At 67.5% G+C, this 8,839-nt stretch carries 4 protein-coding genes; 1 reads left to right on the top strand and 3 read right to left on the bottom strand.

What is annotated here, in order from left to right:
- From AC06FB_RS14735 to AC06FB_RS14725, 3 genes are all read right to left on the bottom strand, one after another.
- On the bottom strand, nt 1–5,050 hold a 5,050-nt coding region (locus tag AC06FB_RS14735), incomplete at its 3' end, for an Ig-like domain-containing protein (protein WP_478053832.1).
- Nucleotides 5,051–5,641: 591 nt separating this feature from the next.
- Complete coding sequence (locus AC06FB_RS14730) at nt 5,642–7,108, bottom strand: amidohydrolase family protein (protein WP_478053831.1); 1,467 nt, start codon at nt 7,106–7,108, stop codon at nt 5,642–5,644.
- Between the two features lie 51 nt (nt 7,109–7,159).
- Entirely contained in the window at nt 7,160–7,864 is a 705-nt protein-coding gene (locus AC06FB_RS14725; RefSeq protein WP_478053830.1) for an ankyrin repeat domain-containing protein, read from the bottom strand.
- 92 nt (nt 7,865–7,956) lie between these two features.
- Here AC06FB_RS14725 and AC06FB_RS14720 point away from each other — a divergent pair, with 92 nt between their 5' ends.
- The gene (locus tag AC06FB_RS14720) at nt 7,957–8,838 is read left to right on the top strand and encodes a LysR substrate-binding domain-containing protein (RefSeq protein ID WP_262100758.1); all 882 of its coding nucleotides are present in this window, start codon (nt 7,957–7,959) and stop codon (nt 8,836–8,838) included.
- Nucleotide 8,839: the final 1 nt, after the last annotated feature.

Here is an 8,839-nt window from a genome sequence, read left to right as displayed (position 1 = left end):
TGCCATCGGTCAGGATCACTGTGGCACCGGCTTCGGCTGTACCGCTCACCACACTGCCGTTGCTCGGGTCGAGCACCGGCGCCGGCGGCGCCACCGTATCCACGGTGGTCGTGGCCGGGCCACTCGCGTTGCCTGCCGCATCCTGGGCCACCGCCGTGATCACGGTGCCATCGGGCAGCGGCGTGCCGGGCGTGAACGACCAGTTGCCACTGCCATCGGCCGTGGTCTGCCCGATCGGGTTGCCGCTGCCATCGGTGAGAATCACCGTGGCACCCGCTTCTGCCGTACCGCTTACCACACTGCCGTTGCTCGGGTCGATCACCGGTGCCGGCGGTGCCACCGCGTCCACCGTGGTGCTTGCCGGGCCACTGGTGTTGCCCGCCGCATCCTGGGCGACCGCGGTGATCACCGTGCCGTCCGGCAGCGCTGTGGCGGGGGTGAAGCTCCAGTTACCGCTGCCATCGGCCGTGGTCTGCCCGATCGGGTTGCCGTTGCCATCGGTGAGAATCACTATCGCACCGGCTTCGGCGGTGCCGCTGATCACCACGCCGTTGCTGGCGTTGATCACCGGTGCCGACGGTGCCAGCGCATCCACGGTGATGCTGGCCGGGCCACTGCTGTTGCCGGCCGGGTCCGTTGCGATGGCGTTGACCACCGTGCCGTCGGGCAATGGCGTGGCCGGGGTGAAGCTCCAGTTGCCGCTGCCATCGGCCGTGGTCTGCCCGATCGGAGTGCCGCTGCCGTCGGTCAGCACGATGACTGCATTGGCTTCTGCAGTGCCACTGATCTCGACCCCATTGCTGGGATCGATCACGGGCGCCGGCGGCGCAACGCCATCGATGGTGATGGCCGCCGGCGCACTGTCGACACCCGAAGGACTGCGCGCGATCACGTTGACCACGGTCCCATCGGGCAGCGGTACGCCCGGGGTGAACGACCAGTTGCCACTGCCATCAGCCGTGACCTGGCCGATCGGGTTGCCGCTGCCATCGGTGATGATGACCGTATTGCCCGGATCTGCAGTACCGCTGATCACCGAACCGTTGCTGGGATCGATCAGCGGAATCGAGGGCAGCGAGCTGTCGACGGTGGTGCTTGCCGGTGCGCTGGTGTTGCCTGCGGCATCGGTCGCGGTGACGTTGACCACCGTGCCATCGGGCAGCGGCGTGGCGGGGCTGAAGCTCCAGTTGCCACTGCCATCGACAGTGGCCTGCCCGATCGGATTGCCGTCGCCGTCGGTCAGCGTCACGGTGCTGTTCGGTTCGGCGGTACCGGTGAGGACGTTGCCATTGCTGGCATTGACGACCGGCGTTGGCGGCGCCACCGCATCGACCGTGGTGCTGCCCTGCGGGCCGGTGTTGCCGGCCGCATCCTGCGCGACCGCGTTGACCACCGTGCCGTCAGGCAGTGCCGTGGCCGGGGTGAAGCTCCAGTTGCCGCTGCCATCGGCCGTGGTCTGCCCGATCGGGTTGCCACTGCCATCGGTGAGGATCACCGTGGCGCCGGCCTCGGCGGTGCCGGTGATCGTCGTGCCATTGCTCGGGTCGACCACAGGGGCCGGCGGCGGCAGCGCATCGACGGTGATGGCCGCCTGCGGGCCGGTATTGCCGGTGGCATCGGTGGCGGTCGCCACGATCACCGTCCCGTCCGGCAGCGGCGTGCCGGGAGTGAAGCTCCAGTTGCCACTGCCGTCGGCGGTGACCTGGCCAATCGGATTGCCGCTGCCGTCGGTCAGGATGACCGTGCTGCCAGCTTCGGCAGTACCACTGACGGTGGTGCCGTTGCTGGGATCGATGACCGGCGCCGGCGGCGCACTGGCATCGACAGGGACGGTGGCCGGCGGACTGGTATTGCCTGCCGCGTCCACCGCCACGGCCGTGACGACGGTGCCATCCGGCAGCGGGGTGGCCGGCGTGTAGCTCCAGTTGCCGCTGCCATCGACGGTGACCTCCGCGATCAGACCACCGTTGCCATCAGTGAGGATGATCGTGCTGTTGGGCTCGGCGGTACCGCTGACCGTGTTGCCGTTGCTGGGATTCAGCACCGGCGTCGCCGGTGGCAGCGCGTCCACGGTGATGCTGGTCGCGCCGCTGGTATTGCCAGAGGCATCGGTGGCGGTCGCGCTGACGACGCTGCCATCGGGCAGCGGCGTAGCGAGCGGGAACGACCAGTTGCCGTTGCTGTCGACCGGGGCCTGACCGAAGGGATTACCGCTGCCATCGATCAACGTGACGACACTGCCCGGCTCGGCCGTGCCAGTGAGCGTGATGCCATTGCTCGGGTTGACCACGGGTGCGGCAGGTGCGACGGCATCGACCGTGATCGACGAAGGCGCACTGGTGTTGCCGGTGGCATCGGTGGCCGTGGCGTTGATCACGGTGCCATCAGGAAGCGGCGTCGCCGGAGTGAAGGTCCAGTCGCCAAAGCCATCGGCGGTGACCTGCGCAATGAGATTGCCATTGCCGTCGGTGAGCGTCACCGTGCTTCCCGGCTCGGCGGTGCCTACGATCAGGGTGCCATTGCTGACGTCGAGCACGGGCGCCGACGGCGCCTGCGAGTCGATGGTGACGCTGCTGCCGACGCTGGCGTTGCCGGAGCCATCCACTGCCACGGCGTTGACCACCGTCCCGTTGGGCAGCGGCGTGGCGGGCGTGTAGCTCCAGTTGCCGCTTCCATCCACCGTTACGCTGGCAATCGGATCACCATTGCCATCGGTGAGGATCACCCTGCTGCCAGGCTCGGCGGTGCCAGTGACTGCGCTGCCGTTGCTCAGGTTCAGCACAGGCGCGGCCGGTGGCACCGCATCCACCGTGGTGCCGCCCTGCCCGCCGGTGTTGCCTGCAGCGTCGGTGGCGGTGGCATTGATCACGGTACCGTCCGGCAGTGGCGTGGCCGGGGTGAAGCTCCAGTTGCCGTTGCCGTCAGTGGTGGTCTGGCCTATCGCAGTGCCGCTGCCGTCAGTCAGCGTCACGGTACTGCCGGGCTCGGCCGTACCGCTGATGCTCGTGCCGTTGCTGGGAAGGACGACCGGGGCGGCCGGAGCGACCGCGTCAACGATGATGCTGGCGCCGGGGCCGGTGTTGCCGGTGGCGTCCGTGGCACTGGCGTTGACCACGGTGCCGTTCGGAAGCGGCGTGGCCGGGGTGAAGCTCCAGTCACCGTTGCCGTCGGCGGTGACCTGCCCGATCGGATTACCGTTGCCATCGGTCAAGGTGACCGTGCTGCCGGGCTCGGCGGTTCCGCTGAGCGTGGTGCCGTTGCTGGCCTCGAGTATGGGCGCGGCAGGCGGCTGCGAATCCACGGTGACCGTTGCCGGCGGGCTGCTGTTGCCTGAGGCATCCTGGGCAACCACCGTGACCACCGTGCCATCGGGCAGCGGCGTGCCGGGGGTATAGCTCCAGTTGCCGCTGCCATCGACGGCGACTTCCGCAATCGGATTGCCGTTGCCGTCGGTCAGCACCACCGTGCTTCCGGGCTCGGCGGTGCCCGTGAGCGTGCCGCCATTGCTGGGCTCCACGGTAGGCGTGGACGGCGCGACCGCATCGACCGTGATGCTTCCCTGGCCGCTGGTGTTGCCGGCCGGATCGGTTGCGGTGGCATTCACCACCGTGCCGTCCGGCAACGGCGTGCCCGGGGTGAAACTCCAGTGGCCATCGCCATCGGCGGTGACCTGGCCGATCGGGTTGCCATTGCCGTCGGTGAGGGTCACCGTGCTGCCGGCCTCGGCGGTACCGCTGATCGTCGTGCCGTTGCTTGGATCGATGACCGGTGCGGCAGGCGCAACGCCATCGATGGTGATCGACGTGGCGGGGCTGGTATTGCCGGCCGCATTCTGGGCCACGGCAGTGACCACGGTTCCATCAGCAAGCGCCGCAGGCGGCGTGAAGCTCCAGTTGCCGCTCGCATCCGCTACCGTCTGGCCGATCGGATTGCCATCGCCATCCGTAAGCAGGATGGTCAGGCCCGCGCCCGCCGTTCCGGAAATCACACTGCCATTGCTGGCATTCACCAGCGGCGCGTCGGGATAGTCGGGCGCCTGCACCGTGACCGGCGGACTGCTGTTGCCGGCCGGATCGGTCACTACCACGCTGATCGTCTCGCCTTGGGTCAGCGGTGGATCCAGTGGCACCGTGAACTGGCCGTCGCCGCCGATCACCACGGTGGCATCGGGCTGGCCATCGCCATCGGTATCCACGCCCACCGTTGCTCCCGGCTCACCGCTGCCGCTGATGCTGCTGCCGTCGTCAGCCACCACCACGTTGCTGGCCGCTGCAGGCGGTGTGGTATCGGGGGCCGTCGCCTGCCCCGGTCCGCTCACGTTGCCGGCGGCATCGACCAGCGTCACGCTGACGCTCTCGCCGTTGGTCAACGGCGGCGACAGGGTGACACTGAATCGCCCATCGGCACCCACCGTTCCGGTCGCATCAGGTTGCCCGTCACCATTGGTATCGACGCGCACCGTGGCACCGACTTCACCGCTGCCGGTAAGCGTCCGGCCGTCCGCACTGAATGCCAGCCCGGTGGGTGCGGCCGGCGGCGTGGTATCGGGTACCGGGGGATTCTGCGGTGGATTCGGCGATCCGCCACCGCCACCGCCGCCGCTGTCGGCCAACGCCACCGCTGCGCCGACCGCGGCCAGCCCGCCCAGCACCATCGCGCCGCTGATGCCACTGCCCGCGCCCGCGCCCGCTGCCGTCAGCGAGTCGAATCCAGCCAGCGTCTCCTGCGGCAGATAGCTCGCCGCCAACGGCCCATCGCTGGCCACCACCGGCAGATCGACGGCCACGAGCTTCTTGTCATCCACCAGGAACAGATGGCTGGGCGATTGTCCTTCAGCATAGAAGTTGACGATGCGGACGTTCTCGCCGGTCTTCAGCTGCACCACGAGATCCTGGCCGTCCTTCACGTAGCCGGCGACCTGGTCTGGATCGATGTCCAGTGCGACATTGCTGCTCTGCTGCAGCGTCACGACATCATTGCGGACGGTGGTGGCGGCGGTATCGGAGCTGATCGATTCGCTTGCCGGGACAACCTTGACGCGGATGGCCATGGGACATTCCTCTCTACAGGCGCACCGCCATGCGCACAACGACGTCACGCACAGCGATCACGCTGGCACGGCGGCACGGAATGGATATGTTTTCGCGCGAAGCCACCGCCAACGGGCAAATCGCCTGCTGTCGGATACGTGCTTCGGATTCTTCAGGCGACCGGATGCAGCGATGCGACGCGCCCGGTCGTGGTGCGATGCAGCGCTACAGCGTGGGCGCGAGATGCAGATGCATGAACGACAGTCCTCTTGTCTGGAATCGCCGACGCGCGTTCAGCGACGCGGTCAGGGCCGTCGGACGTCGGCCATTGCTCCCCGTCCGCTGCGGGAGGGTATACACCGCGTCGAAGTGAACGTTCCATGCAGATCGCGTGCATGCGGCCTTCATCGCGCAGGTCGTTGAAAGCTCTGTGACGCAGTTGGCACGTCATTACGCTGGAACACCCGTTTTCACGGGAAAAAAATGCGATCCAAATTGACGCTTCAGGCTCGTTTTGCGCAGCGCAAAACGAACGAAGGAACGGTCGGGAGTGCCCGCAGCAACGCGTGGCGACTCCCCCGTTCCCCTCATCACTACAACGATGACTGCGTTCAGTCCGCTGATCGGGCCTTGTCTGCTTCATCGTTCCACGCGGCCACGCGCGCACGGGTGTCGGCCAGCATCTTGTCCAGCGCTGCACGATCATGCACGTGGCCGCGCAGGATCACGCTGTCGATCTTCCCGGTCGCGGCGATGTCCTGCAGCGGATTGGCGGTCAGCAGTACCAGGTCCGCGGCCTTGCCCGTGGCCACGCTGCCGTAGCGGTCCATCTGCCCGAACCAGGCCGGGCCAGACCGCGTGGCCGCTGACAGGGCCTGGGGCGGTGTCAGCCCTTCCTGCACGAACAGCTGCAGTTCCTGGTGCAGTCCGATCCCGGGATAGTTGAACGAATTGAGGAAGCCGGCGTCGGTGCCGGCAATGATCGTCACACCCGCTTCCTGAAGCATCGGCAGCACCGCGGCCACCTGCCGGTACTGCGCATGCCGCGCCTGGATCTGTGCCGGCGTGGCCTTGGCCGCACGCTCCACGCGCCACTGGTAGGTGGCACGCAGGCCTGGGCCGATGTAGGCCAGATAGGGATCGTGGGCATGATCGTCCTGGTCGAGGAAGTCGAGAATGCGTCCGCCGTTGAGTGTGGGCGTCACGAACACGCCTCGACGGGCGAAATCACGATACGCGCGCATCGCGGTGTCACGGTCGAAACTGGCATCCAGCTGCCGGTTGGCTTCCGCACGATCGATACGTCCGGCGCCGAAATCGGCTGCAATCCGCGCCTCATCCCTGCTGCCCGCCTTGAACGCATAGTCCAGGTGTTCGATCGACGCCAGGCCAGCATCGACCGCCTGCTCCACGGTCAGTGCCATTGGGATATGGCCCGATGCCCTGAATCCTGCCTTGCGCGCGGCGGCGGCCGAGTACAGGAAAAGTTCCGGTGTCAGCGTACTGTCCGTGATCTTGACGAAGTCGACCTTGTCGCGCTGCAGGCGCGTGATCGCCTGATCGGCATCGGCGCGGCTGCCGACTTCGATCGTCCCCTTCCAGACCGGCTTGATGCCTTCGATCTTGGCGCCGGAGCTGAGCAGGCGTGGACCGAACAGTGTGCCGGCGGCGATCTCGCCACGCCACTGCAGCACCTGCTGCGGCAGATCACCCGAACAGTCGCGCACGGTGGTGATGCCATGGGCGACGTACAGCGGCAGCAGTGCCTTGTTCTCTTCGATCAGCGCAGGGCCTCCACCGAAGTGCACATGCATGTCCCACAGTCCCGGAATCAGGTACTTCCCCTGCGCATCCAGCTGCCGGTCCGCGCGCCACTGGCCCTCCAGCCCTGCGTCAGGGCCGACCGCAACAATCGTCTCGCCGCGGATCACCACGCTCTGCCCCGGCAGGGTGCGGGCGTGCTCCACATCGACCACGGTGGCATTGCGGATCAGCAGATCGGCACGTTCGGCTGCAGCAGCGGACAGCGGTGCGCAGGCGAACAGCACAGCAAGGGACAACGGGCGGAAACAGAACATGGAGAACATCCTGATGGGCACGGCCAGCGTGCGGAATGGAAGGAGCAGATATCAGCGTGTCGCGCCATGCTGGCGCAGCAGGGTTTCGATCGCGGCGAATCCGCGCTGGCGCGCATGAGCCAGCGGCGTCACGCCCTCGCCGTCGGCCAGCTCAGGATCGGCGCCCGCTTCGAGCAGCAGCTGCACGATCTGCGTGTGGCGCGGCCCTCCGTCGCCGAGCAGGATCGCCTCCAGCAGCGCCGTCCACTGCAGTCGATTGACGTGGTCCACTGCCACGCCCGCACGCAGCAGCATGCGCACCGTGGTGACGTGGCCACGCTCGGCGGCGGGAATCAGGGCGGTGCCGCCATAACGGTTGGTGCTGCTCAGGTCTGCACCATGGCTCAGGGTCAAGGCCAGGATTCCGTCCAGTCCGCGCGCACCGGCGTACAGGTAGGCGCTGTCCTGCAGCCTGTCCTTGGCGTTGACATCGGCCCCCGCCTCGATCAGCACGCGCGCCGCGTCCACGCGGTTGCCATGGGTCGCCAGCAGCAGCGCGGTGCGGCCCTGTGCGTCGCGCGCTTCCAACGCCGCGCCATCGGCCAGTGCCTGGCGCACCGCTCCGGCATCGCCGCGGCTGGCGGCCTCCCGCAACCGCACGTCGGCCTGGCCGGACGGGTCTGCGGCACAGGCCGGAAATGCCACGGCCAGCAGGCACAGCAGAAGCGCGCGCCGTGAGGGCGCAGCCCAGCGCAGACAGCGGTGTTGCAGGTGCATGATGAACCCTCCGGAATCAGTCGGCCGGACGTTGCCGGTACCTTGGCCGCATGGTAGAAGTCGCCACGAGTATCCAGAAATGAAATGTTCAAATGCAAGAAAGTTCAAAATCGAATAGGTCACTGTTCGAACTGGACCTGCTGCGGGCCCTGGTGATGGTGGCCGACTGCGGCAGCTTCACCACTGCGGCCACCCGCCTGCACTCGACCCAGTCCACGGTCAGCCAGAAGGTGCGCCGTCTGGAAGAGCTGGCCGGTCATCGCCTGCTCGAGCGTGGCCATCGCGATGTGCAGCCCACCGACGCCGGCCACACGCTGCTGGGCTATGCGCGGCGCATGCTCGACCTGAACGAGGAAATGGCGCAGGCCTTGGCAGGCGCCACGGTCGAAACAGCGGTCCGCATCGGCGTGCCCGAGGACTTCGTCAACGCGCAGACCACGCGCATGCTGGCCGCTTTCAGCCGCCGCCATCCGCAGGTGAAGCTGGAGATCAGCAGCGGCCTCAGCCGCGATCTGGCCCACGGCTTCGATCATGGCGAACTGGATCTGGTCCTGGTCAAGCAGCGCCGCAACAGCCGCCAGGCCGTGCATTGCCGGCGTGAACCCATGCACTGGATCGACAGCCTGCGCAGTGGCTGCCTGCTGCAGGAGCCTGTGCCGCTGGTGACCTTCCCGCCGCGCGGACTGTACCGCGACGAAATGATCCAGGCGGTCGAAGCACTCGGCCTGCGCTGGCGCATCGCCTTCACCAGTTCATCGCTCAGCGGCATCCAGGGCGCGGTTGCCGATGGCATCGGCATCAGCCTGCTGCCGCGCCGGGCAGTGGGCCGCGGACACCGCATCATCGACGGCGAACGGAACCTGCCGGTGATCGACAACTACGAGATCGGGCTGCTGCACCGTGGCGACGCCGATGATGCCGTGCGTGCGCTGGCCAGCGAGCTGTGGCAGCAGGTGCAGCGCGAGCCGGTATGAG

Source organism: Stenotrophomonas sp. Steno-C15 (assembly GCF_056393265.1).
The sequence above is the reverse complement of the archived record's forward strand: the minus strand, read 5'-3'. Positions and strand labels throughout refer to the sequence as shown.

What these genes read in the sequence shown, in the direction of transcription:
- AC06FB_RS14730 (WP_478053831.1), bottom strand. Translation starts at nt 7,108, where the DNA reads ATGTTCTGTTTCCGCCCGTTGTCCCTTGCTGTGCTGTTCGCCTGCGCA.
- AC06FB_RS14725 (WP_478053830.1), bottom strand. Translation starts at nt 7,864, where the DNA reads ATGCACCTGCAACACCGCTGTCTGCGCTGGGCTGCGCCCTCACGGCGC.
- AC06FB_RS14720 (WP_262100758.1), top strand. Translation starts at nt 7,957, where the DNA reads ATGCAAGAAAGTTCAAAATCGAATAGGTCACTGTTCGAACTGGACCTG.